Here is a 23,174-nt window from a genome sequence, read left to right on the forward strand (position 1 = left end):
TCCGCGCCTGACTCCTCACGGGCGCGCCTCGATCAAAGGAACTGACGATGGAAATCGATCTCTCGAACCGGGTGGCGATCGTCACCGGGGCGGGCGGGGGTCTGGGCGCGGCCCATGCCCTGGCGCTCGGCAAGCGCGGCGCCCGCGTCGTCGTCGCCGACATCAACGCCGAGGCCGCCGAGGCCGTCGCGGCGCAGATCGAGGCCGACGGCGGTCAGGCCATCGCCTGCGGCGTCAGCGTCACCGACGCGGCCGGCGTCACCGCCATGGTCGAGGCCGTCATGGCGCGCTGGGGCCGGATCGACATCCTGATCAACAACGCCGGCATCCTGCGCGACAAGAGCTTCGCCAAGATGGATCTGGACGATTTCCGTCTGGTGCTGGACGTCCATCTGATGGGCTCGGTCAACTGCACCAAGGCGGTGTGGGAGATCATGCGCGCTCAGAACTATGGCCGGATCGTCTTCACCACCTCGTCCTCGGGCCTCTACGGCAGCTTCGGTCAGGCCAACTATTCGGCCGCCAAGATGGGGCTCGTCGGCCTGATGCAGACCCTGGCGCTCGAGGGCGAACGCTACGGTATCCGGGTCAACTGCCTGGCCCCCAGCGCCGCCACGGGCATGACCAACGACCTCTATTCGCCCGAGGTTCTGGCGGGACTGGACTCTTCTCTGGTCAGCCCGGCCATCGTGGTTCTGGCCAGCGATGAGGCGCCGACGCGCGCCGTGCTTCTGGCCGGCGCCGGCAGCTTCGAACAGGCCCATGTCACCATGACCCGCGGCGTCTTCCTGGGTGACGGCGATCAGGTCGCCGACGCCCTTCTGGCCCGGCTCGACGAGGTCGCGGAACGCGAGGGCGAGACCATCCCGGCGCGGGGCGAGCAGCAGCATCAGTATGAGATGGGCGTCCGCGTCGCCCGCTTCGAAGGAGTAGAGGCATGACCGAACCGGTCTTCATCGTCGCGGCGCGCCGCACCGCCATCGGCGGCTTCGGCGGTTCGCTGAAGGACAAGACGCCGGGCGAACTCGGCGCGTTGGTTACCCGCTCCGCGCTGGAGGCGGGCGGGGTCGATTTCGCCACCGTCGGCCACGTCGTCTTCGGTCAGGTGATCCCGACGGCGCCGCGCGACGCCTATCTGGCGCGGGTCGCAACGATCGAGGCCGGCCTGTCGCAGGATGTGCCCGCCATGACCGTCAACCGCCTGTGCGGCTCGGGCCTGCAGGCCGTGGTCTCCGCCGCGCAGATGATCATGCTCGGCGACGCCGAGGTCACCGTCGCCGGCGGCAGCGAGGTCATGAGCCGCGCTCCCTATTTCGCCCCGGCCGCGCGCTGGGGCCAGAAGATGGGCGACGCCCTGCTGGTCGACGGGCTGAACGGCGCCCTGACCGATCCCTTCGGCGGCGGGCTGATGGGGGTGACGGCGGAGAACGTCGCCGAACGTCACGGCGTCGATCGCGCCCGTCAGGACGCCTATGCGGTTGAGAGCCACCGCCGTGCGGCCCGGGCCATCGCCGAGGGCCGTTTCGCCTCCCAGATCCTTCCGGTCGAGGTCAAGGCAGGCCGTACGACGAAGATGTTCGAGGTCGACGAGCATGTCCGCGCCGACGCCACGGTCGAGGATCTGGCGAAGCTCAGGACGATCTTCCGTGACGGCGGCACGGTCACGGCGGGCAATGCCTCGGGCATCAACGACGCCGCCGCCGCCCTGGTGCTGGCGGGCGAGAGCGCCGTGGCGCGTCAGGGGCTGAAGCCCATGGCCCGGATCGTCGCCTATGGCCATGCGGGGGTCGATCCCAACATCATGGGCATGGGTCCGGTCCCCGCGACCCGCGCGGCTCTGGCCAGGGCGGGCCTGTCGGTCGCCGACATGGATGTGATCGAATCCAACGAGGCCTTCGCGGCCCAGGCCTGCGCCGTCTCGGACCAGCTCGGTTTCGACCCGGCCAGGGTCAATCCGAACGGCAGCGGCATCTCGCTTGGCCACCCGGTCGGCGCGACCGGCGCCATCATCGCCACCAAGCTGGTGCACGAGCTCCGGCGGGTGCAGGGCCGCTATGGTCTGGCGACCATGTGCATTGGCGGCGGCCAGGGCATCGCCCTGATCGTCGAGCGGGTCTGATCGCTCTCACAGGTAAGGTTGGGAAGGGGGCCGAGAGGCCCCCTTTCTGCGTCAGCCGTGGCTGTAGGTCGCGCGCAGGCTCAGCTTGTCGATCTTGCCCGTCGAGGCCAGCGGCATGGCCGGCAGGCGCACCACGCTGTCGGGAATCCACCACGAGGCGATACGCCCCTTCAGCGAAGCCAGCAGGTCCTGATCGCTTATCTCCTGCCCCTCGCGCAGCTCGACCAGCAGCAGGGGCCGTTCGCTCCACTTCACGTCGGCCTTGCCGATGACGGCGGCCAGCGACACCTCGGGCAGTTCGCAGACCAGGGCCTCGATCTCGGCCGGATTGATCCATTCGCCGCCGGACTTGATCAGGTCCTTGGACCGGCCCGTGATCATCAGATTGCCCTTGCGGTCGATCTTCGCCAGATCGCCAGTGTCGAACCAGCCCTCTGAGTCCACGACCGAATGGGTCTGGCCGAAATAGCGGTCGATGACGGCGGCGCCGCGCACATGCAGCCGGCCTTCGTTATCGCGTTGCTCGGCCAGGGGGGCGCCGGTCTCGTCGGCGACCATCAGATCGACCCCGATGGCCGGGCGGCCCGAGACATTGGCGCGGCGGTCCGGATCGCTCAGCACGCCGAAGACGCCGACGGGCGACAGCTCGGTCATGCCCCAGCTGTTCTGGACGAGGACGCCCAGATCGCGTTCCAGCCGCTCCATCAGGGCCGGAGGCGTCGCGGCGCCGCCGAGTATGATCCGCTCCAGCGACGGCAGTTTCGTCCCCGAGGCTTCGAGATATTCGCACAGGCCGAGGAAGACGGTGGGCACGCCCACGGCGACGGTCACGCCTTCCGAGGCGATCAGCCGGGCAAGGCTCGCGCCATCGGTCTGACGTCCCGGCAGGACCATCTTCGATCCCGCCGCCGGCAGGGCGAAGGGCAGGCCCCAGGCGCTGGCGTGGAACAGGGGCACGATCGGCAGGATGACGTCCGTGGTCCGCGCGCCCAGCACATCGGCCTGCAGCATCTTCAGCGTATGCAGGAAGCTGGAGCGGTGGGTGTAGGTCACGCCCTTGGGCGCGCCGGTCGAGCCCGAGGTGAAGCACAGGCCCGAGGGCGCGGTCTCCGCGAACCTGCCCCATTCGACGGGCGTGGTCGCCGTGGCCAGCAGCGGCTCCAGCGTCTCGACCTTCGCCCGCGCATGGGTCGCATCGGCCTCGCCGTCGATGACGAAGATCCGCTCCAGCCCGGCGGCGTCATTGGCGACGTCGAGGGCGAGTTTCAGCAGGTCGGCGCTGACGATCAGGATCCGCGCGCCCGACTGGTCCAGCATCCAGGCCAGCTGCACGGCGGTCAGGCGTGGGTTCAGGGTGTGGCAGCCCACCCCCATGCCCATGATGCCGTACCAGCTCTCGACATGGTGCTGGGTGTTCCAGGCCAGGGTGGCCACTCGGTCGCCGGCGACGACCCCCAGACCGGCCAGCAGGCTCGACACCTGCATCGCTCGTTCGCGCAGACCGGCATAGGTGACGCGCGCATTCTCCCGGCCCTCGCGCGCGGTCACGACCTCGGCGTCCTGGTGCCATTTGGCGGCGTGATCGACGATACGGTCGAGCGTCAGGGGAAAGTCTTGCATGCTGCCGTCGATCACGGGCGCGTCCTGGGTCTGGAGAGAAGGGAAGGGGCCGGCGCGCGAACGGCGCCGGCCGGACCGGCGATCAGCCGATCACCTTCATCAGGCGCAGCCACAGCTGCTGGTCGAAGTCGGTCTCATTGGTGGCGGCGCCGGTGCGCACCACGACCAGCTTGCGGCTGGGGACGACATAGAGGCGGCGGTCGAAGGCGCCGAGCGCGCCGACGAGGTCCACCGGAGCCGCCGGGATCAGCTGGCCGTCGCGGCGCGCGCCCGCGGCCCGCATCGTGTATTCGCCGCCGTTCAGCCACCACAGGCGGCCATAGGCGGGGTTGGTCGCAGCCCGGGTGAACAGGGCGTGCAACTGCTCGGACGAGACCACGCGCGTGCCGTCGGCGGCGAGGCCGTCATGCAGGACCATCTCTCCGAATTTCGCCACATCATGCGGAGTGGTGACCAGGCCGGTGGCGTTGCCGACCGAGGCCAGGGCTGCCGGGCGCTGACGCCATTCGGTGTTGGTCATCCCGGTCGGGCCGGTCAGCCAGTCGCGGGTCAGGGTCTCGAGGGACTGATGCGCCGCGGCCGCCACGATGGCCTTGGTGATGGCGTAAACCGGGGTGTTGTAGAAGAAGACGGTCCCCGAAGGCGCGACATAGCCGAACTGCTCGTTCAGGCCCGAGCTCATGTTCAGGACGTCGATGACCTTGATCGCTGCTTCCTGCTCGGGCGAGGCCTTGGACCAGCCCTGACCGAGGTAGGCGTCGACGGGCTTGTTGATGTCCAGAAGGCCCTTGTCGATGGCGACGGCGACGAGGATAGAGACGAAGCTCTTCTGCTGGGACGCCACGTCCTCCAGCAGTTCGCCGTCGGCGGCGCGGCCATAGAGGAAGGCGGAGAACATCCCGGCGTCGGTCGGGGCGGGCCAGGTCTTGTCGATCAGCACCTTGCCGTCCTGGATGACGACGAAGCCGGTCGAGGCGTGGTTCTGGACGTAGGCGAGGAGGTCGCTCATCTCCGGCGAGGTCTGCTCAACGGCGGCGACCGGTTCGGCAGTGGCGAGGGGGGCGGCGCAGGCGCCGGGGGCGATGGCCAGAACGGCCAGTGCGGCGGAGACCGCCAGCGGGTGTTTCGTCATGTTTTCCTCCGGGGTACGGCACGCTTCGATGTCGTGCTCGATGGGATTTGCGGGGCATCCGCGATCAGGCGCGGACCGCGCGACAGCATGATCCGGGCGACCTCGCCCTGCATGAAGTACAGGATGTCGCGAGCGCCCTGGCTGGCCGCCTCGGCGTCGCGCGCGACCAGGGCTGCGCGGACCGTGCGCCAGTGGTCATAGGGGCCGGGGCCGTTGGTGTTCAGCGCCAGGGCGGCATACGAGAAGTGGAAGCGGGTCTTCCTGCGGATCGCCTCGATCATGCGCTGGCCGTCGGCGCTGGCGCAGGCGCTCATGTCGCTGAAGATCGACTCGCTTTCCTCGATGATCCGCTCGGCCGCGACCCCGCCCTCGGCGTCGGACAGCATGCGGTCGATCTTGGTGATGATGGCGCGGATCAGGCCGTCGGTGCCGCGCAGGCAGGCGAAGCGCGCCGCCATGCCGTACAGGGCCGCCCGCACCTCATAGAGGTCGAAGACTTCCTCGACGGTGGTAGAGGAGACGCGGGCGCCCCGGTTCTCCTCGATCTCGATCAGGCCGTCATCGGCCAGGGCGCGCAGGGCGCGGCGCACGATCGAACGGCCCACGCCGAACTCGCTGCACAGCCGGACTTCGCGCAGCCATTCGCCGGGCGCCAGCTCGCTCCTCTGGATCTGGGCGCGCAGGGTGTGGGCCAGATCCTCGGCCGTCGGCGCGGCGACGGCGGTCTCGCCTTTGGAGGTCTTCGGAGTTTTCGCTGTGGTGGCCAAGGGACGTACCTCACACGGTGTCGCTGCAATTCACGGCGAACATACCAAACTCCGTACCCGACATTCCTATTTCGCAGTGGACGCGCGAGCAAGTAATTTGTCGGACGGTACGCCTCGATTGTTGTACAATAAATCACGCATTCGACGATCCGTCGACATGTCACGGTCTTGCGAGGGTCAGGCGGGGAGGCTCAGCCCATCCACTGGCTGACGGGCACGGCGGTCTCTTCCAGCGGCTGGGAAATGACGTTGACCAGGGTCGGTCCGTCGTGGGCCACCGCGGCCTTGATGACGCGCTCGACGTCCGCCGGATCCTCCACCGTCCAGGCCTTCAGCCCATAGGCCTCGGCGATGCGGGCGTGGTCGGTACGGCCGAAGTCGACCGAGAAATAGCGCTGGCCGTATCCCGATTTCTGACTGGCCTTGATCCAGCCGTAGGACGCATTGGAGAAGACGATCAGGGTGACCGGGATCTGCTTGCGCACGATCGTCTCCAGCTCCCCGACCGCGAAGCCGAAACTGCCGTCGCCCATGGCCGCGACGATCTTCGAACCCGGGCTGGCGTACCAGGCGCCGATGGCGGCGGCCATGGAGAAGCCCAGCGCCCCGTGAGCCCGGTTGGTGATGAAGCGGCGCCCCGCCCGGTTGAACTGGAAATGGCCCGAGAAATAGGGGCAGGGGGTGCCGGGATCGGCGACCACGATGACGTCGGCGGGCAGGGCGGCCTGCAGGGCGGCCAGCACCCGCTCGGGTCGGATCGGGGCTTCGTCCGAGGCGGCCAGCCGGTCGAAGGCGGCGCGTTTCCTCGCCTTCAGGGCTTTCAGCTGATCGCGGACCTCGATGTCGCGCGACCGCCCCTTCAGGCTGCCTTCGATGCGCGCCAGCAGGGCCGACAGGCACAGCCGCGCATCCCCGACCAGCCCGGCCTCGCAAGCGTAGTTGGCGCCGACCACCATCGGATCGATGTCGATATGGACGATGCGGACGCCCTTCGACGGGGCGGCGCCGTGTTCGGTGGTGGTCGAGCCCGCGCGGCAGCCGATGAAGACCACCAGATCGGCGCCCCGGACGACTTCCCGCGTCTCGGGCGTACCGCCGTTGGCCCCGACCACGCCGACGGCCAGAGGATGATCATCGGGGATGGCGCCGTGACCACTGACGGTCGAGGCGACCGGCGCGTCCAGCGCCTCTGCCAGGGCGGCCAGCTCCGCCGTCGCGCCCGACAGGATGACCCCGCCGCCGCAGATGAAGACCGGCCTTTTCGCGCTCAGGATCGCCTCGGCGGCGTCCTCGACCAGCAGCGGATCGGGCCCGGTGCGGAAGGCGGGGAAGCGGGAATGCTGGGCCTGGGCCCAGATGCGGTCGGGGTCCAGCGCCTGCTTCTGCAGATCATAGGGCAGGCCGATGTGGGTCGCGCCCGGCCGGCCCGTGGTCATGGCGCGGAAGGCCTTCCGGAACAGGTCCGGGATCTGGTCGACGTGGTCGGCGACGGCGTTCCACTTGGTCAGGGGCGCGAACAGCCGGTTCTGGTCCAGCTCGGTCAGGGGGTAGCGGCCCCGCGCCGTCACCGGCACGTCCGAGGTGATGGCCAGAAGGGCGACCGAGCTCTCGTTCGCCTCGACCACGCCCGGCAGGATATAGGTGGCCCCGCCGCCGCTCGGCCCCTCGCACACCCCGGGCTTGCCGGTGATCCGCGCATAGGCGTCCGCCATATAGGCGGCATGGCGTTCGTCGCGCGTCAGCACGTGTTCGATGCCGTGATCCAGCCGCGCCAGGGCGTCGTAGAAGGGCAGGCTGGTGTCGCCGCACAGGCCGAAGATGTGTTTCACATCATGGGCCTGGAGCATCCGAACGGCCGCTTCGGCCCCTGTCATGCCCGTCATTTCCGCCTCCCGCTGATCGTCGGCGCTCCAAGGCGGCGACTGAATTTCCTTATCGGAATAGCGGTTTAGGCTGGGAAACGAGGGCGCGATTCCCGTTATCAATAGGCGCGAGCACAGTTTGAATAGTCCAGAATTGGCGGACTGATCCCTACCATCCCCTCATAAGCTGGAGACACCAGCAGCACACGGGGAGGAATATGATGCGGAACCGCATCCTGAAATTCGCGCTACTGGCCACGTCCTGCATCGCGGGATCGGCATTCATCGCTTCCGCGGCATCGGCCCAGGTCTCTGGCCAGACCGCGCCGACGCCGGCCGAGCAGGACGCCGCCACCGTTGAGGACATCGTCGTCACCGCCCAGAAGCGCGAACAGAACGTCCAGGACGTTCCGGTCGCCATCACGGCCCTGGGCACGGAACAGCTGGCCGCCACGGGCGCGACCGGCACGGCGGACCTCAAGGCCGTGGTGCCTTCGCTGAACGTGACCACGGGCGTCGGCGGCTTCGGCCTGCCGCGCATCCGCGGCGTCGGCGCTTCGGGCCAGGGCCCCGGCATCGAGAACCCGGTCGCGGTCATGGTCGACGATGTCTACTACGGCGCCGCCTTCGGCGTGCTACAGTCCCTGTTCGACACCCAGCAGGTCGCCGTCCTCAAGGGTCCGCAGGGCACCCTGTTCGGCCGCAACGCCACCGGCGGGGTGATCCAGATCACCACCAAGGGACCGCAGTTCACGCCGCACGGCTCGTTCATGCTGGGTTATGGCAACTACAGCACCACCAACGTCGGCACCTTCTACACCGCCCCGCTCAGCGACACGGTCGCCTTCAGCGTGTCGGGCCAGTACGAGAACCGCGGCGAGGGCTTCGGCGTCAACCGCTTCACCGGCAATGACGTCATGGACGGCGACAGCTATTCGGTGCGCGCCAAGCTGCTGTGGAACCTGTCGGACGACACCTCCCTGCTGCTCTCGGCGGACGCCAATGGCCGCGACGCCTCGGACCCGACCTTCCGCAACTTCGGCCTGAACGCCCTGGGCCAGGACGTGACCCAGCAGATCATCGCCGCCGGCGGCGATCCGGACTACGACATCTACAGCGACGTCGACCCGGTCCTGCGCGCGCGTCAGTCAGGCGGCAGCGCCATCCTGACCCACGATTTCGGCGGCGTGGCCTTCAAGAGCGTGACCGCCTATCGCGAGAGCGACCTGCGCACCTACTTCGATCCGGACGGCACCACCCAGGCCCGCCTGCGTATCGACAACTCCAACTTCGACAAGCAGTTCACCCAGGAAATCAACTTCCTGTCCGACGGCGATGGTCCGTTCAGCTGGGTGGTCGGCGCCTTCTACATGTCCGACTCGGCCGGTCAGGCCCCCGGCCGGACGACCGGGCTGAACACCTTCGGCGGCAACGGCTACAGCGATACGATCACCGAGGTGACCCTGTCGTCGTATTCGGCCTTCGCCGAAGGCACCTACGCCATCAACGACAGCACCAACTTCGTCGCGGGCATCCGCTACACCTCCGACGACCGGGAGTTCACGGCCCATACCGACACTTACAACGGCGCCACCAACGTCTTCACGGCGGGCGCCCTCCAGTCGGCCAGCCGCAACTTCTCCAAGCCGACCTGGCGTCTGTCGCTGGATCACCGCTTCTCGGACCAGCTGATGGCCTATGTCAGCTACAACCGCGGCTTCCGCAGCGGGACCTATGTGCCCCAGGCCTCGCCGATCATCGTCCTGGAGCCGGAACTGATCGACGCCTATGAGGTGGGTCTGAAGACGGACCTGTTCGACCGTCGCGTCCGCGCCAATATCGCGGCCTTCTACTACGACCAGACCAACGTCCAGGTTCAGCAGGTCATCGCCGGCGTCAACAGCGTCTACAACGCCCAGGGCGCAGAGGTGAAAGGCATTGACGCCGACATCACCTGGCAGGTGACCGACAACCTGCGTCTGTTCGGCGGCATCGGCTATACCGACGCTCACTACACCGAGTTCACCAACGCCATCATCTCGGTCCCGTATCCGCTGCCAGCGGGCTATGTCATTCCGACGGGCCAGACCTGCCGCGGCACCTTCGGCAGCCCCTATACGCAGCTCGGCGGCAACTGCCTTCTGATCGGCGACGCCTCGGGCAACCAGCTGCAGAACACGCCCAAACTGACCGCCAGCCTCGGCGGCAACCTCGCCATCCCGACCGCGATCGGGACGTTCACCGCAGCCGGCAACGTCTATTACAACGACGGCTTCGTCGCGACGGCGGACGAGCGGGTCAAGCAGGGCAGCTACACCACCGTGGACGCCTCGGTGACCTGGCGGCCGGACAACAGCGGCCTCTATGTCCGCGCCTGGGGCAAGAACCTCGGCGACGCCTATTACCGGGCCCAGCTGGGCGCCACCAACTCGGGCGACAACGGCACGCCCGGCACGCCGCGCACCTTCGGCCTGACGGTCGGCTACGACTTCTAGACGTCTGTCTTCGGGTGAGACGAAAACTGGACCGGCGCCTGTCACAGGCGCCGGTCCTTTCTTTTGGGCGTCAGACATCCGCGCCCGGATCTCCAGACAATGAAAAGCCGGCCGTCCGTTTCCGGGCGGCCGGCTCTGTCGTGTCAGGCTGAACTCAGCGGATGGCGTCGAGCACCGCATTGGGCAGGTACAGAGGCATGGAGTCCTCCCACTTGCTGTCGGTCAGCATCCGCTTGCGGCCGCCGTCGGCGTCCATGATGTAGATCTGGCCGTACTGCTGGAAGGTCTGCTCATACAGGGCCGCCTCGTCGCGGAAGCCGTGCTGCGAGCCGCTCCACAGGATGCGGCCGTCGTGGTTCCAGACCGCATGGCCGTCGCCCGACGGATGGTCCGTGCAGCGATGCAGGCCCGTGCCGTCCGGCCGGATCGTATAGATGTCGAAGCTGCCGTCCTGCTGGCGGCGCGTGAAGACGATGCGCTTGCCGTCCGGCGACCAGTCGGGAAGGTTGTCGGGCTGGTCGGTCAGGACGCGCACCTGACGCGTCTCCAGGTTCAGGATCCGCAGACCCTTTTCGGTCGCGCTATAGACGCGGAAGACCAGCTCCTTGCCGTCGGCCGAATAGCTGGGGAAGCCCGAATGGGTCTCGCCGTCGGTCAGCTGTTCGGCCCCCGTGCCGTCGCGGCGCACGCGCCACAGGGCGGCCGAGGCCTTCATCCGCTCCTGGAACCAGCCGCCCAGACCGAAGGCGATCCATTCCCCGTCCGGCGACCAGGCCGGCTGGAAGGCGCCCGACAGACCGATGCGCACCTGGTTCTCGTCCAGACCCCGGCCCGAGCTCTCGAAGACCTTGCGCTTCTCCTCGCCGTTCGGTCGCATGACCATGATCGAGGAGTTGCCAGTCTGCTTGTCGGTATAGACGATCCAGCCGTCGTTCGAGAGGCGCGGGAAGACGTCGATGTGGCGATAGTCCCAGTCGCGGTCCCAGCTCATCAGCGGCTTGTTGATCGGCCGCACGGGGCGGAAAGCGACCTTCTCATAGATCACCGACCTGCCGTCCGGCGTCCAGGCGGGCGAGCGCAGGAAGGGCGATTTGAAGCCCGGCCGGTCCGAGGTGTAGGCGATCCCTTCGTTCGGACCGTATTTGAGCAGATAGCCGATCTCGTCAGGCCCGATGTACTGGGGCTGCAGGCGCAGCTCGGTCCCGGTGGTGTGTTCGGTGCGGTCGCCCGAGGCGACGTCGACGGAGACGATCTGGGAGAAGGCGCGGCCGATATAGTTGGGGCGGCGGGCGCCCCAGGTGGCCTCGACCGTCATCTCGTGGAAGACGATCCGCTTGCCGTCCGGCGACCAGTTGGGCGAGCCTTGGCAGAAGCCGGTCTTGCCGCAGATCTTCCTGAAGCCCGTGCCGTCCGGCTTGATCGCATAGATGGCCAGCTCCTGGGTATGCTCCCAGCCGTGACCCTCGTCGTGGCCGCGCCACTGGGTGTTCCTGTCGCTGGAGAAGGCGATCCACTGGCTGTCGGGCGACCAGGAGGGGCGGAAGTAGCAGTCGGGCGAGGCGTGGTCGTCGCCGCGAACCTGCCGCGTGCCGGTCAGCTGGCGTGTGCGCCGCGTGCGCATGTCCATGACCCAGATGTTGGCGCGGTAGCCGTTGCGGGTCGAGACGAAGGCCAGCTTCGTCCCGTCCGGCGACAGGACGCCTGCGTCGTCGACCGAGGTCGAGGTCACCAGGGGCGTGATCCCGGTCCCATCCAGACGCGCGCTGAAGATGTCGGACTTGCCGTCGGCGTTGCGCTCCGAGGTGAAGATGACGGTGTCGCCCGCCTTCGAGACCTGGGCGTTGTAGTCGAAGGTCGAGACCGACAGCAGCTTGCGCTCGTTCGATCCGTCCAGGTCGGCGATGTAGAGTTCCGACACCGAGGGCGCGATGCGGTTCATCATCATCACCCCCTTCTTGCCGGGGCCGGCGATCACGGGTCCGGCGATCCCGGCCTCGGCCAGCAAGGCGGTGGCCGGGACGGTGGTCAGGAAGGTCCTGCGGTCCATTTCGATACTCCCTGTTTCCGGTGCGCGCCTTCGAGGGCGGCTTCCGGCGGCCCGAACAGGACCGGTTTCATCTGGCCATGAAGGTAGCCGGGGCGGGAATCGCCAACGCCATTGATTGCGCTTCCCGGCGCATTGAATCCGCGCTCCCTCAGCCTTCCGTCTCGGCCTCCAGCGTCGAGCGGATCAGGCGGATGAAGTCGCTGTGGATGCGGGTCGGAAGCCAGTTGTTGCGCATCGTCACTCCCACCGCCGGACGCGCCGCGATCGGGCCATAGGGCAGGGCGACCAGGGCGTGGCGCTCGTGCTTCAGCTCATACCGGGTCATCAGGGTCAGGCGGTCGCTGTCGGCGATCAGCTGGCGGATGATCGGCAGGGTCGAGGTCTCGATCGGCGCCCGGGGCAGGCTGTGTCCCTGGAACAGGGCGTCGAAGCACAGCCGGCGGCTGGCCCCCTCCAGTCCCGCGATCCAGTCGTAGGAGGCGAGGTCGTCGAGGGTCACATCGGCGCGGTTGGCCAGCGGATGGTTCTTCCTCGCCACCACCTGGAACTGGGTGTGGGCGAAGATCTCATTAGTCAGGTCGGCGCTGGCCATCTCCTGAATGATGCCGACGACCAGATCCACGTCGCCGAAGCGCAGGCGGCGAATGATTTCCGTCGCGCCCTCGGTCAGGATGCGGATGCCGGCGTCGGGGTGCCGGCGCGTGAACTCGTCCAGCACCGAGGCCAGCAGCATGGAGCCGCCATAGGGCAGGGTGCCCAGCACCATCTGGCTGGCCTGCGCCCCGCGCGCCTCCTCGATCTCCTGCAGGCCCCATTCGATCTCCTGCGTCGCCAGCTTCAGCTTGCGGCCCAGGTCGACGCCGTCGGGGGTGACCATCACTCCGGTCGAGGTTCGGTGGAAAACGGCGGCGCCGAGGTTGCCCTCCAGGTGGCGCACGGCCCGCTGCAGCGAGGCCTGGGTCAGCTCCAGATCGTCGGCCGCCTTGGCCAGGGACCCGCTCTCGATCACCGCGATCAGGCTGCGCACCTGCGACCGTGACAGCCGGTTGGCGACGGTCGAAGCCTGCGCGGCGTTGCCCACGCCGAGGTCCTGAAGCGCCGCCTCCATCTGGGCGAACATCCGCTGCACCCGGACGTGGAAGATCTTCCCGGCCTCGGTCAGATAGCTGCCGCTGGCCTTGCGCTCCAGCAGGGTGTCGCCGACCTCCTGCTCCAGCTTGCCCAGCGCCTGGGTCACTGCGGGCTGTGAGAGGTTGCACTCCTCCGAGCCCCGCCGGACACTGGCGAGACGGCCCACGCTTTCGAAAAGTCTGCACTGGCGGAAACTGATCTCCGCCGCCCGGGCCTTTAAAACGGCGCTCATTATGCGGTTCTCCCGATCGCTGGCCTAGCAGGGTCCGGGCGCATTTCCAAATGCCGCCTTCGGGCTGAAACCGGTGTTGTACAAGGGCTGGGCGCGCAACCCCGTGTTTTCCACGCGCCGTGCTGCGACAGGAAATGTATCACCCCTGACGCCAAACCTGTGCTGCGGCGGTCGCATCCCGGGACTAGAGAGCCCACCTAGGCGAACTGCGCCGTCGCGGCGCGCGAATCGAACGGGATGACGACGATGTTGAAGGGCGAACTGCTGATCGGCGGCGAGGCGCGGCGCGGGGCCGGGGCCGAGTTCAAGGCCTTCGATCCGACGCTGGGAGCCGAGATCGCCCCGGCCTTCGCGAGCGCCGACCTCGACGACGTCCGCATCGCCTGCGGCCTGGCCGCCGCCGCCTTCGACGAATATCGCGCCACCTCTCTCGACGAGCGGGCCGGCTTCCTCGAATCCATCGCCGAACATCTGGAACGCGACGCCGACGAACTCCTCGCCCGCGCCGGCGCAGAGACCGGCCTGCCGCCCGCCCGGCTCAAGGGCGAACTGGGCCGCACCACCGGCCAGCTGCGCCTGTTCGCCCGCGTCGTGCGCGAGGGCGGCTACCTCGACGTCCGCATCGACCACGCCCTGCCGGAACGCACGCCGCCGCGTTCGGACATCCGCCTGATCCACCAGCCTCTGGGGCCGGTGGTGGTCTTCGGGGCCAGCAATTTCCCGCTCGCCTTCTCGGTCGCGGGCGGGGACACGGCCTCGGCCCTGGCCGCCGGTTGCCCTGTCATCGTCAAGGCTCACCCCGCCCATCCGGGAACCTCGGAAATCGCCGGTCGCGCCGTCGCCCGCGCCGCCGCCGACTGCGGCCTGCCCGCCGGGGTCTTCGCCCTGCTGTTCGACAAGGGGATCGAGATCGGCGCGGCCCTGACCGCCGATCCGCGCGTCGCCGCCGTCGGCTTCACCGGCTCGCGCCGCGGCGGCGAGGCCCTGATGGCGATCGCGGCCAAACGCCCGCGCCCCATTCCCGTCTATGCCGAGATGAGCTCGATCAACCCGGTCCTGCTGCTGCCCGGCGCCCTGGCCGAACGCGGCGAGGCCATCGGCAAGGCCTTTGCCGGCGCGCTCAGCCTCGGCTCGGGCCAGTTCTGCACCAACCCCGGCCTGATCCTGGCCATCGGCGAGGCCGAGAGCTTCATCGCCGGCGCCCGCGCCGCCATCTCCGAGATCGCCCCGACCACCATGCTGACGCCCGGCATCCACGCCGCCTATCGCGCCGGGGTCTCGACCCTGTCCGGGCACGAGCGCGTGTCGTGCGCCGTCCAGGGCGCCGAAGGGGAGGGGCTGCAGGGCCAGGTCCATCTGTTCACCGCAACCTCCGCCGACCTGCGCGCCGATCCGCGTCTGGTGGAAGAGGTCTTCGGCGCCTCGGGCCTGCTGGTCCGTTGCGAGGACGCCGACGACATGGCCGCCCTGCTCGATGATCTGGAGGGCCAGCTGACCGCCTCGGTCCACGCCGCGCCGTCCGACTATCCGCTGGCCGCCGCCCTGATGCCGCGCCTCGAGAAACTGGCCGGCCGCATCCTGTTCAACGGCTTCGGCACGGGGGTCGAGGTCTGCGACGCCATGGTCCACGGCGGCCCTTACCCGGCGACCGGCGACGGCCGCTCGACCTCGGTGGGATCGCTGGCCATCGCCCGCTTCCTGCGCCCCGTCAGCTATCAGGACGTGCCCGCCGAACTGCTGCCGACGGCGCTCCGTGAGGACAATCCCGAAGGCGTCTCGCGCCGCATCGACGGGGTCCAGGCGTCCGCCGTCCGATAGGATTTGGTTCGCGATCGGCAGGTTTCGGGTCGGCTCGATTGACCGGAGGGGGTGTCGGAAGCTTCAGCTTCTCAAAAGGATAAAGCAGGGGAGGCCCATCATGTCCGACAGAGTGAAGCTGAAGATCGCCGTCGCGGAGCATCCGCACACCTCGGCCATCCGCAGCGGGGCCATCCCCATCGAGGGCGTCGACGCGGAGATCATCACGGTCAAGCCGCAGATCGGCGCCTTCCGACGCATGGTCCGCGACGTGGAGTTCGACGTCTGCGAGATCGCGCCCACGACCTACATCATCGCCCGGGCCTATGGCGCGCCCTTCGTCGGCCTGCCGATCTTCGTGGTGCGCCGCTTCCACCATGGCGGCCTGCTGGTCCGTCCGGACGCGGGGATCAGGACGCCCAAGGATCTGGAAGGTCACAAGGTCGGGGTGCGCGCCTATTCGGTGACCACCGGCGTCTGGCTGCGTCAGGCCCTGATGGATGACTGCGGTCTGGATCCGTCCAAGGTCACCTGGGTCGTGGATGACGAGGAGCATGTCACCCAGCTCAAGCTGCCCGCCAATGTCATCCATGCGCCGGAGGGCCGGTCGCTGGCCGACATGATGGCTGACGGCGAGCTGGTCGCGGGGCTCGAAGGCGCCGCCGGCATCGGCCGCACCGGCAATCCGACCGCCGGCTGGCAGGAGGTCGAGGCCGACTACCCGGACCTGCTGCCCAACGCCGCCGAGCTGGAGGCCGACAGCTTCCGCCGCACCGGCGTCTATCCGATGCACGGCACCATCGTGGTCAAGGACTCGGTCCTGGCCGAACACCCCTGGGTCGCCCAATCGCTCTACAACGCCTTCGAACAGGCCAAGGACGAATGGCTGGAGCGGGTCAAGGCCGAGGGACCGCAGAACGCCTCGGACAAGAAGTACCTCAAGCTGATGGACATCGTCGGCCCCGACCCTCTGCCCTACGGCATCGAGGAAAACCGGGCGACCATCGAGGCCCTCGAACGCACCGCCTTCGAACAGGGGCTGACGCCGCGCCGCATGACCATGGACGAACTGTTCGTCGATCCGACCAAGGCCTGAGGACAAGACCATGATCATCGATTGCCACGGCCACTTCACGACCGTCCCCAAGTCGTTCCGCGAATGGCGCCAGCGCCAGGTCGACGCCGCCAACGACCCGGTCAATTCGCCGCCGGTCTCCGAGGCCCACGTCACCGACGACGAGATCCGCGAGGGCGTCGGCAACGGCCAGCTCAAGCTCCAGCAGGAGCGCGGCTCGGACCTGACCCTGTTCTCGCCGATCGCCGGCCTGATGAGCCACCATCTGGGCAATGAGCGCACCAGCCTGGAATGGGCCGAGGTGTCCAACAACCTCGTGCGCCGCGTCGCCGACATGTATCAGGACAACTTCGTCCCGGTCTGCCAGCTGCCCCAGTCGCCGGGCGCCCCGCCGGCCAACTCCATCCCCGAACTGCGCCGCTGCGTCGAGGAGATGGGCTTCGTCGGCGCGAACGTGAACCCCGATCCGACCGGCGGCTACTGGACCGGCAAGCCGATGACCGACCGCGAGTGGTATCCGCTCTATGAGGCCCTGTGCGACCTCGACGTCCCGGCCATGGTCCACGTCGCGGCCTCGTGCAATCCGAACTTCCACGGCACGGGCGCCCACTATCTGAACGCCGACACTTCGGTCTTCATGCAGCTTCTGCAGTCGGACCTGTTCAAGGACTTCCCGACCCTGCGTCTGGTCATCCCGCACGGCGGCGGGGCGGTGCCCTATCACTGGGGTCGCTATCGCGGCATGTCGCTGGAGATGGCCAACCGTCCGCTGGAAGGCCTGCTGGACAACATCTTCTTCGACAGTTGCGTCTACCACCACCCGGGCGTGGACCTGCTGACCAGGGTGATCCCGTCGAAGAACGTCCTGTTCGGCTCGGAAATGATCGGCGCCGTGCGCGGCAGGGACCCGAACACCGGGCACTATTTCGACGACACCAAACGCTATGTCGACGCCTGCGTCAGCCTGACGGATGAGGATCGTTTCAACATCTACGAAGGCAATGCGCGCCGCGTCTATCCGCGCCTCGACGCCCAGCTGAAGGCGAAAGGCCTCTAATCTTTCGCGCCCCGAACTTATGTCCCGGGGCCGAACTTCGAATACCCAAATCTCCCCGCGGGGCCAAAATCAAAGGCAACGAAAACAAGGTCCCCGGGGAGGATCAGACGACCATGTCGCGCTTTATCGACATCCATCCGCACGTCATCTCCGATGACGAGACGCGCTATCCGCCCGCGCCCCTGTTCGGCAAACGCTCCGACTGGTCCCAGGAACGGCCCTGTGTGGTCGAGACCCTGATCGCGGCAATGGATGAGGCGGGCGTTTCCAAGGCCGCCGTCGTCCATTCCTCGACCACCTACGGCTTCGACAACTCTTACGTCGTCGATTCCTGCAACCGCTATCCCGACCGGCTGATCGCCGTCGGCTCGGTCGATGTGCGCGCGCCCGACGCGGTCGAAACCATCCGGGCCTGGACCGATAGGGGCCTCGCCGGCCTGCGCATCTTCACCGGCGGCTCGACCAAGGATTTCGACCCGACCGAGCTTGGGGACGAGGCTGCTTACCCGGCCTGGGAGCTTCTCGGCGAGCTCGGTCTGACCATGTGCATCCAGACCGGTCCAGTGGGCCTGCCGCAGGTCCGGTCGCTGGCCGAGCGCTTCCCCAATGTGCCGATCATCCTCGATCACCTCGGCCGTCCCGACGTCACCGACGGCCCACCCTATGCGAAGGCGCAGTCGCTGTTCGACCTGGCCGATGTGCCCTCCATCTATCTGAAGCTGACGCCGCGCATCATGGGCGACAGCGTCTCGGGCGCCGCGACCCCGGAAACCCTGTTCCCGAAACTGGTCGAGGTCTTCGGCGCGAACCGCATGGCCTGGGGGTCGAACTTCCCGACCTCGCCCGGCGCCCTGACGGAAATCAGGGCGACGGCCGTGCAACGGCTGGCGTCCCTGTCGCAGGACGATCAGGATTGGATCTTCAACAAGACCGCCCGGGCGCTTTACCCCGCACTGGACGCAAAAGAAGAAAATGCCTTGGGAGGCGCGAGTGACCGAATCCAGTCCGCCGGACGCTAAGTCCGGCCCCGTACCCGCGTCCACGCTTGCGCGGTGGTTCCTGCTGGGTCTTCTGGCGGTGGGGGCCCTGATCGCCTTCGTCGACCGGACCAGCATCTCGTCCGCTTTGGCCGTGCCGTCCTTCAAGGACCACTTCCATCTGACCGACATCGACCGCGGCTGGGTCAACTCGGCCTTCTTCTGGTCCTATGCGGTGATGCAGGTCCCGATGGGCTGGATCGTCGACCGCTACGGCGTGAAGGTCCCCTATACGATCTGCTTCGTCCTCTGGTGCATCGCCTCCGCCGCCACGGGTCTGATCAGCGTCCTCTACGCCCTGATTATCATGCGGCTGATCGTCGGCGCCGCCGAGGCGGTGGTCGTGCCCGCCAGCTACCGCTGGATCCGCAACAACTTCCATGAGGGGCAGAGCGGCACCGCCGTCGGCCTCTATATGCTGGGCACCAAGGCCGGCCCTGCCATCGGCGCCCCCGTCGCCGCCTGGCTGATCGTCGCCTACGACTGGCGCGCCATGTTCTTCATCACCGGCGCGGTCGGTCTGGTCTGGCTGATCCCCTGGCTGCTGTTCATCAAAAACGACCTGCCGAAGAAGGTCGACATGGCCGCCGTGCGCAAGAAGGCCTCGGCCGTGCCGATGGCCAATATCCTCGCCAGCCCCCTGGTCTGGGGCACGCTGGTGGTCAATTTCTGCTATAATTACTTCACCTTCTACTGCATGACTTGGATGCCGGCCTATCTGGTCGAGGAGCGCGGCCTGTCGCTGGAGAAGATGGGCCTCTATTCCTTCTTCAGCTTCGCCGGCATCGCCCTGGTGGCCCTCGCGGCCGGCTGGGCGGCGGACAAGCTGATCGCGCGGGGCGGCGACGCCGTCGTGGTCCGCAAGGCCTTCGTCATCGCCGGCTTCGTGGGGGCCTGTACGGTCATCCTCGGCGCCTGGACCAGCTCCCTGCAGTGGGCCCTGTTCTGGAATGTGGCGTCCCTGTCCTTCCTGGGTCTGGCCACCGCCAACAACCTGGCCCTCTGCCGCCTGACCCTGATCCCGGCGCCCGCCGTCGGCATGGTCACGGGCATCCAGCAGGTCTCGGTCAGCCTCGCCGGCATCGTGGCCCCGATCCTGTCGGGATGGCTGCTGCACGTCAGCGGCGGCTACGCGGTGCCGATGTTCGTCATCTTCGTCTTCCTGGCCATCGGCGCGGTCACGACCCTGTTCGTCCTGCGTCGCGAATGGGCCCCGAAGATTCCCGACGAGGCGCTCGCCGCACCTCAGTAGGGCGACGCCGGAGCGGCGAAACGATCGCTCCCGTCGTCAAATGGATTGGCCGGGCGTCGGCGACGCCCCTACGCCCGGCCACAGTTTCACGGAGACCAGCACATGGCCCAGATCGTATTCGGCATGGCGGTGCCCCACAGTGGCATGCTGGGCCAGGCCCCTGAGGACTGGCTGACCAACGGCGAGCGCGACCGCAACAATCCCGAGCTCTGGTTCCAGAACCGCACCTGGACCTATCCGGAGCTCGAGGCTCATCGCGGCGCCGCTTTCGAGCCCTTCCTGACGATTGAGGAGCGCACCGAGCGTGCCAGACGCTGCCGCGCGGCGCTGGACGAAATGGCCGAGGCCTACAAGCGGGCGACGGTCGACGTCTGCATCGTGCTGGGCAAGGACCAGAAGGAGATCTGGCCCGACCAGTCGCCCTCGATCACCATCTACACCGGAGAGGACGTCCACAACGGCCCGCCCCAGCGCCCCGTCTACGCCCCCGAACACCACGTGGTGCACAAGGCCTATCCGGAGCTGGCGACCTACCTGATCAAGGCCTTCCAGAAGGAGGGCTTCGACCTCAACGATCTCCAGGCCTGGCCCGAGAACGTCTGGATGGAAAAGCAGCGCGGTCGCAAGGCCGACTATCCGGTCGTCCCCCACGCCTACAGCTTCGTCTATCACCAGATCATGGGCGACGAGCCGCCGCCGCATGTGCCGGTGCTGTTCAACCTCTTCTATCCGCCGACCCAGCCGTCGATGGCGCGCTGCATCGAGTTCGGCCGCGTCCTGCGCGAGGCCGTCGCGGCCTGGCCCGAGGACGTCCGCGTCGCCGTCATCGCTTCTGGCGGCCTGTCCCACTTCGTCAACGACGAGGAGTTCGACCGCGACGTCATGGGCAAGCTGGCGGCCTATGACTACGAGGGTCTGGCCGCGATCCCGGACGGCTACTACCAGTCCGGCACCTCCGAGGTGAAGATCTACTCCATCGTCATGATGGCGCTGCAGCCGACCGGCGCGGCCATGACCCTGGTCGATTACGTCCCGTGCTGGCGCACGGCCGCCGGCACCGGCGAGGGCATGGGGTTCATGTACTGGAACCCCGAAGAAACGCCCGCCGCCGCCTGAATTCCAGAGAGAACAAGACCATGAGCAGCACCCGCCTGAATGGCGTCATCCGGGCCTGGGAAGAAGGCCGCGTCGCCTATTCCTGCTTCGCCAAGGCGGACAAACAGTCGGCCATCGACCTGTCGGAGTCGCCCTACGACGCCCTGATGTTCGAGATGGAGCACAATCCGTGGGACATGGCGGCGCTGCAGGACTCCCTGCAGTACCTGCTCAACCGCAAGCAGATCGCGACCTCGGGGACGCTCGCGCCCGCCGTCACCCCGCTGGTGCGCATCCCGGCCAACGGCGTCGAGATGAACCAGGCCTATGCCAAACAGGCACTGGATCGCGGCGTCTACGGCATCGTCTGGCCGCACATCAACAATGTGGCCCAGGCCTATAACGCCGTCGCCGCCTGCCGCTACGGCCGGCCCAAGAACGCCCCCCTCTATGAGCCGCGTGGCGTGCGCGGCGACGCCCCGACCACGGCGGCGCGCTACTGGGGGCTGTCCACGGCGGAGTATTACGAGAAGGCCGACGTCTGGCCTCTGGCGCCCCACGGCGAGATCCTCGTCGGCCTGATGATCGAGAGCGTCGCGGGTATCGAGAACCTCGACGAGATCCTGAAAGAGGTCCGCGGCATCGGCTTCTGCCTGATCGGGGAGGGCGACCTGTCCCAGGAGATGGGCTTCCCGCGTCAGTACGATCACCCCGAGGTCCGCGACGCCATGAAGAAGATCGCCGACACCTGCGTGCGCCACGGCGTCCAGGTCGGCAATCCACACACCAATGCGAAGAACCACGATCGGCTGGTGGAGGAGGGCTACCGCTATCTGATGGTCGCGCCGCAGAAGTCCTACGGTGTCGTCGGTCAGGCGCGCGAAGGCGCGAGCTACTGATGAACGGCGCCGAGACCCTCGTCGAGACCCTGGCCGATCAGGGGGTGGACGTCTGCTTCGCCAACCCCGGCACCTCGGAAATGCATTTCCTGGCGGCGCTGGAGAACCCGCGCATCCGCAGCGTGCTCTGCCTGTTCGAGGGCGTGGCCACCGGCGCGGCGGACGGCTGGGCGCGGATGATGGATCGTCCGGCCTCGACCCTGCTGCACCTCGGGCCGGGCCTCGCCAACGGTCTGGCCAACATCCACAACGCCAAGCGCGCCGGCGTCGGCATGGTCAATGTGATCGGCGAGCATTCGACCCGTCACCTCAAATACGACGCGCCCCTGACCTCGGACATCCAGGGTCTGGCCCGGCCCCTGTGCCACTGGATCCGGACCACGGACGGCTCCCACGCCATCGCCGCCGACACCGCCGCGGCCGTGGCCAAGGGCAATGAAGGCCTGATCTCGGCCCTGATCCTGCCGGGCGACGCCTCCTGGGGCGAGGCGGGGGAGCTCAAGCGCCAACCCAAGGCCACGACGGTCCGTCCGGCCCCCGACGCCGCCCGCGTCGACCACGTCGCCAGGGTGCTCAAGTCGGGCGAGCCGACCCTGATCATCCTCGCCGGCCGCTCCATGCGCGGCCTGCCGCTGGATCTCGCGGGCCGGATCGCGGCGACGACCAACTGCCGCATCGCCACCCAGTTCTTCAGCGTCCGCATCGAGCGCGGCGCGGGCCGCACGCCGCTGGAACGCATCCCCTATGCGGTCGATCAGGCCATCGCCTTCCTGAGCGGCTTCAAGCACATCATCACGGTCGAGACGGGCGAACCGATCGCCTTCTTCGCCTATCCGGACAAGCCCAGCCTGCTCAAACCCGCCGACTGCCAGCTGCACACGCTGGTCGAAAAAGGCGAGGACAGCGCCGCCGGTCTGGAAATGCTGGCCGAGGCCCTCGGCGCCCTGAAGACCCTGCCGACGCTTCAGGCCCGCATCGAGGAACCGCTGCCGCAAGGGCCGCTCAACCCGACCAGCATCGCGAAAGCCCTCAGCTACGCCATGCCCGAGCACTGCATCCTCGTGGACGAAAGCCTGACCACGGGGCGGGAGTCGATGGGCCTGACCGCCGGCGCCCGGCCGCACGACACCATCCAGAACATGGGTGGCTCCATCGGCTACGGTACGCCCGTGGCGACCGGGGCGGCGCTCGCCTGTCCCGACCGCCGGACCTTCTGCATGGTCGGCGACGGCTCGGCCATGTACACGATCCAGTCGCTGTGGACCCAGGCGCGCGAAGGCCTGCCGGTCACGACGATCATCTTCGCCAACAACACCTATGCGATCCTGAAGGCCGAATACGCCAATATGGGCGCGGGCGGTGAGGCCAGGGCCGCGCCCGGTCCGCGGGCCCTGTCGATGATCGACATCGACAATCCCACCATCGACTGGGTCGCCATGGCGAAGAGCATGGGCGTGCCCGCCGTGAGCGTGGAAACAGCCGAGGATTTCACCCAGGCCATGATCAACTCCGTCCGCGAAGCCGGGCCGGTGCTGATCGAGGTCAAGCTCTGAACGG

The 23,174-nt window shown here is 67.8% G+C and carries 17 protein-coding genes; 11 read left to right on the plus strand and 6 right to left on the minus strand.

The features are described 5' to 3' along the window. Nucleotides 1-47: 47 nt before the first annotated feature. Both AC1ROD_RS05320 and bktB read left to right on the plus strand, forming a co-directional pair. Nucleotides 48-941, plus strand: coding sequence for an SDR family NAD(P)-dependent oxidoreductase (locus AC1ROD_RS05320; protein ID WP_492947208.1), 894 nt, complete (start codon nucleotides 48-50; stop codon nucleotides 939-941). Further along, nucleotides 938-2,119, plus strand: coding sequence for a beta-ketothiolase BktB (bktB, locus tag AC1ROD_RS05325; protein WP_492947209.1), 1,182 nt, complete (start codon nucleotides 938-940; stop codon nucleotides 2,117-2,119). Before AC1ROD_RS05320 ends, bktB begins: the two co-directional genes overlap by 4 nt. A gap of 51 nt (nucleotides 2,120-2,170) precedes the next feature. Here the strand turns inward: bktB and AC1ROD_RS05330 are convergent, their stop codons facing one another. The 4 genes from AC1ROD_RS05330 to AC1ROD_RS05345 all read right to left on the minus strand — a co-directional run bounded on the left by AC1ROD_RS05330 (nucleotide 2,171) and on the right by AC1ROD_RS05345 (nucleotide 7,521). Next, complete coding sequence (locus AC1ROD_RS05330; RefSeq protein WP_492947210.1) at nucleotides 2,171-3,739, minus strand: AMP-binding protein; 1,569 nt, start codon at nucleotides 3,737-3,739, stop codon at nucleotides 2,171-2,173. Between the two features lie 82 nt (nucleotides 3,740-3,821). After that, nucleotides 3,822-4,871, minus strand: a complete 1,050-nt coding sequence (locus AC1ROD_RS05335) for a serine hydrolase domain-containing protein (protein ID WP_492947211.1) — start codon at nucleotides 4,869-4,871, stop codon at nucleotides 3,822-3,824. Then, nucleotides 4,868-5,638: a GntR family transcriptional regulator gene (locus AC1ROD_RS05340; RefSeq protein WP_492947212.1), complete on the minus strand. Its 771-nt coding sequence runs from the start codon at nucleotides 5,636-5,638 to the stop codon at nucleotides 4,868-4,870. Before AC1ROD_RS05340 ends, AC1ROD_RS05335 begins: the two co-directional genes overlap by 4 nt. A gap of 191 nt (nucleotides 5,639-5,829) precedes the next feature. Then, nucleotides 5,830-7,521 carry a thiamine pyrophosphate-binding protein gene (locus tag AC1ROD_RS05345; protein ID WP_492947213.1) on the minus strand — a complete coding sequence of 564 codons (1,692 nt, stop codon included), beginning with the start codon at nucleotides 7,519-7,521 and terminating at the stop codon, nucleotides 5,830-5,832. A 200-nt stretch (nucleotides 7,522-7,721) separates the two neighbouring features. Here AC1ROD_RS05345 and AC1ROD_RS05350 point away from each other — a divergent pair, with 200 nt between their 5' ends. Continuing rightward, on the plus strand, nucleotides 7,722-9,995 hold the full coding sequence (locus AC1ROD_RS05350; RefSeq protein WP_492947214.1) for a TonB-dependent receptor: 2,274 nt from the start codon (nucleotides 7,722-7,724) through the stop codon (nucleotides 9,993-9,995). Nucleotides 9,996-10,149: 154 nt separating this feature from the next. On the opposite strand, the gene AC1ROD_RS05355 is transcribed toward AC1ROD_RS05350, so the two are convergent. Both AC1ROD_RS05355 and AC1ROD_RS05360 read right to left on the minus strand, forming a co-directional pair. Next, nucleotides 10,150-12,042, minus strand: a complete 1,893-nt coding sequence (locus AC1ROD_RS05355) for a hypothetical protein (protein ID WP_492947215.1) — start codon at nucleotides 12,040-12,042, stop codon at nucleotides 10,150-10,152. 148 nt (nucleotides 12,043-12,190) lie between these two features. Then, nucleotides 12,191-13,405: a LysR family transcriptional regulator gene (locus AC1ROD_RS05360; protein WP_492947216.1), complete on the minus strand. Its 1,215-nt coding sequence runs from the start codon at nucleotides 13,403-13,405 to the stop codon at nucleotides 12,191-12,193. Between the two features lie 237 nt (nucleotides 13,406-13,642). On the opposite strand from AC1ROD_RS05360, the gene AC1ROD_RS05365 reads away from it, so the two are divergent. From AC1ROD_RS05365 to AC1ROD_RS05400, 8 genes are all read left to right on the plus strand, one after another. Further along, nucleotides 13,643-15,223: an aldehyde dehydrogenase (NADP(+)) gene (locus AC1ROD_RS05365; RefSeq protein WP_492947217.1), complete on the plus strand. Its 1,581-nt coding sequence runs from the start codon at nucleotides 13,643-13,645 to the stop codon at nucleotides 15,221-15,223. A gap of 100 nt (nucleotides 15,224-15,323) precedes the next feature. Next, the gene (locus AC1ROD_RS05370) at nucleotides 15,324-16,298 is read left to right on the plus strand and encodes an ABC transporter substrate-binding protein (protein ID WP_492947218.1); all 975 of its coding nucleotides are present in this window, start codon (nucleotides 15,324-15,326) and stop codon (nucleotides 16,296-16,298) included. A 10-nt stretch (nucleotides 16,299-16,308) separates the two neighbouring features. Further along, complete coding sequence (locus AC1ROD_RS05375) at nucleotides 16,309-17,334, plus strand: amidohydrolase family protein (RefSeq protein ID WP_492947219.1); 1,026 nt, start codon at nucleotides 16,309-16,311, stop codon at nucleotides 17,332-17,334. A gap of 113 nt (nucleotides 17,335-17,447) precedes the next feature. Continuing rightward, entirely contained in the window at nucleotides 17,448-18,353 is a 906-nt protein-coding gene (locus tag AC1ROD_RS05380) for an amidohydrolase family protein (RefSeq protein WP_492947220.1), read from the plus strand. Then, a complete protein-coding gene (locus tag AC1ROD_RS05385) occupies nucleotides 18,325-19,623 on the plus strand; it encodes an MFS transporter (protein ID WP_492947221.1) in 1,299 nt (432 codons plus the stop codon). The genes AC1ROD_RS05380 and AC1ROD_RS05385 overlap by 29 nt, the downstream gene beginning before the upstream one ends. 102 nt (nucleotides 19,624-19,725) lie before the next feature. After that, on the plus strand, nucleotides 19,726-20,739 hold the full coding sequence (locus tag AC1ROD_RS05390) for a DODA-type extradiol aromatic ring-opening family dioxygenase (protein WP_492947222.1): 1,014 nt from the start codon (nucleotides 19,726-19,728) through the stop codon (nucleotides 20,737-20,739). A 20-nt stretch (nucleotides 20,740-20,759) separates the two neighbouring features. Beyond that, nucleotides 20,760-21,617, plus strand: a complete 858-nt coding sequence (locus AC1ROD_RS05395; protein WP_492947223.1) for an HpcH/HpaI aldolase family protein — start codon at nucleotides 20,760-20,762, stop codon at nucleotides 21,615-21,617. Beyond that, nucleotides 21,617-23,170 carry an acetolactate synthase large subunit gene (locus tag AC1ROD_RS05400; protein WP_492947224.1) on the plus strand — a complete coding sequence of 518 codons (1,554 nt, stop codon included), beginning with the start codon at nucleotides 21,617-21,619 and terminating at the stop codon, nucleotides 23,168-23,170. The genes AC1ROD_RS05395 and AC1ROD_RS05400 overlap by 1 nt, the downstream gene beginning before the upstream one ends. Nucleotides 23,171-23,174: the final 4 nt, after the last annotated feature.

The organism is Brevundimonas sp. GW821-FHT12E07 (assembly GCF_058807035.1).

Bases quoted from the DNA above. Each gene is read 5' to 3' on its own strand.
- AC1ROD_RS05320 (WP_492947208.1), top strand. From the start codon at position 48: ATGGAAATCGATCTCTCGAACCGGGTGGCGATCGTCACCGGGGCGGGC.
- bktB (WP_492947209.1), top strand. From the start codon at position 938: ATGACCGAACCGGTCTTCATCGTCGCGGCGCGCCGCACCGCCATCGGC.
- AC1ROD_RS05330 (WP_492947210.1), bottom strand. From the start codon at position 3,739: ATGCAAGACTTTCCCCTGACGCTCGACCGTATCGTCGATCACGCCGCC.
- AC1ROD_RS05335 (WP_492947211.1), bottom strand. From the start codon at position 4,871: ATGACGAAACACCCGCTGGCGGTCTCCGCCGCACTGGCCGTTCTGGCC.
- AC1ROD_RS05345 (WP_492947213.1), bottom strand. From the start codon at position 7,521: ATGACGGGCATGACAGGGGCCGAAGCGGCCGTTCGGATGCTCCAGGCC.
- AC1ROD_RS05350 (WP_492947214.1), top strand. From the start codon at position 7,722: ATGCGGAACCGCATCCTGAAATTCGCGCTACTGGCCACGTCCTGCATC.
- AC1ROD_RS05355 (WP_492947215.1), bottom strand. From the start codon at position 12,042: ATGGACCGCAGGACCTTCCTGACCACCGTCCCGGCCACCGCCTTGCTG.
- AC1ROD_RS05360 (WP_492947216.1), bottom strand. From the start codon at position 13,405: ATGAGCGCCGTTTTAAAGGCCCGGGCGGCGGAGATCAGTTTCCGCCAG.
- AC1ROD_RS05365 (WP_492947217.1), top strand. From the start codon at position 13,643: ATGACGACGATGTTGAAGGGCGAACTGCTGATCGGCGGCGAGGCGCGG.
- AC1ROD_RS05370 (WP_492947218.1), top strand. From the start codon at position 15,324: ATGTCCGACAGAGTGAAGCTGAAGATCGCCGTCGCGGAGCATCCGCAC.
- AC1ROD_RS05375 (WP_492947219.1), top strand. From the start codon at position 16,309: ATGATCATCGATTGCCACGGCCACTTCACGACCGTCCCCAAGTCGTTC.
- AC1ROD_RS05380 (WP_492947220.1), top strand. From the start codon at position 17,448: ATGTCGCGCTTTATCGACATCCATCCGCACGTCATCTCCGATGACGAG.
- AC1ROD_RS05390 (WP_492947222.1), top strand. From the start codon at position 19,726: ATGGCCCAGATCGTATTCGGCATGGCGGTGCCCCACAGTGGCATGCTG.
- AC1ROD_RS05395 (WP_492947223.1), top strand. From the start codon at position 20,760: ATGAGCAGCACCCGCCTGAATGGCGTCATCCGGGCCTGGGAAGAAGGC.
- AC1ROD_RS05400 (WP_492947224.1), top strand. From the start codon at position 21,617: ATGAACGGCGCCGAGACCCTCGTCGAGACCCTGGCCGATCAGGGGGTG.